The sequence below is a fragment of the Pseudomonas sp. P5_A2_2 genome (assembly GCF_054177685.1).
On sequence record NZ_JBGCUL010001348.1, the window covers coordinates 1 to 1,024 of the forward strand.

General features: G+C 63.3%; 1 protein-coding gene. It reads right to left on the reverse strand.

The window, feature by feature from the left end; all coding sequences use genetic code 11:
• A partial coding sequence (locus ACXRVY_RS31330; protein ID WP_458239254.1) for an Ig-like domain-containing protein occupies positions 1-1,024 on the reverse strand: 1,024 nt, incomplete at both ends.

The following is a 1,024-nucleotide window of genomic DNA, read 5'->3' on the forward strand; positions in this document are numbered from 1 at the left end:
GTGCCGGGGGTGATCGGGCCGGCATTTTCTCCGAGCGTCACCCGGTCAGCGCCTTGCACGTCGTTGCTCAACACGTTGCCGTTGAGGGTCAGCAGGGTTTCCGAGGCCGTTGAAACATTGCTGTCGTACACGGCTTTTGGCAGGTCGTCGACGATGTTGACGTCCAGTGAACCGGTCGCGGTGCTGCCGTTGTTGTCGACCACGGTTACGGTGAACTGCTCAGGCAGGGTGTTGGCGTCGTTGCCAGTCGGGTGCGCTTCGTTGTCGTTGAGGGTGTAGCTGTAGTTCACGACACCGGTCGCGGCGTTGAACCCGGTGATGGTCAGGGTGCTGCCCAGTGGTGTGGTGATCGATTGCGGGAAGCCGGCGGTTACGCCACCGCTGACCACGGCGATACCGCCGACGGTCAGGCTCGTGACGCCGTCCAGCGCGGTCACGGTAAACGTGCCGCTCTGGGTCAACATCGGTGCGTCCGGACTGCTGCCGTCGCTGAGGTTTTTCTCGAATACGGTGAGTTCGCCACCCTCAACATTCAAACCGCCAATCGTGATCGAGTCATCGTTGTTGTGGATCTGCAGCACCAGATAGGCGGTGCTGCTGTCGCCGTCCGCATCGGTGAGGGTGTAGGTGAAGGTTTCGGTGCCGTCGCCGCCGCCATGCAACGCCTTGAAGTCGGCATCGCTGGTGTTGAGGGTGTAGGTGTAAGTGCCGTTGGCGTTGAGCACCAGGGTGCCATAGGTGCCGGTGAAGGTGCCGGGGGTGATCGGGCCGGCATTTTCTCCGAGCGGCACGCGGTCGGCGCCTTGCACGTCGTTGCTCAGCACGTTGCCGTTGAGGGTCAGCAGGGTTTCCGAGGCCGTTGAAGCATGGCTGTCGTCCACGCCACTGGGCAGGTCGTCGACGATGGTCACGTCGAGGCTGCCGGTGGCGGTGGTGCCGTTGTCGTCGACCACGGTCACGGCGAACTGCTCGGGCAGGGTGTTGGCGCCGTTGGCGGTTGGGTGCGCCTCGTTGTCATTCAGGG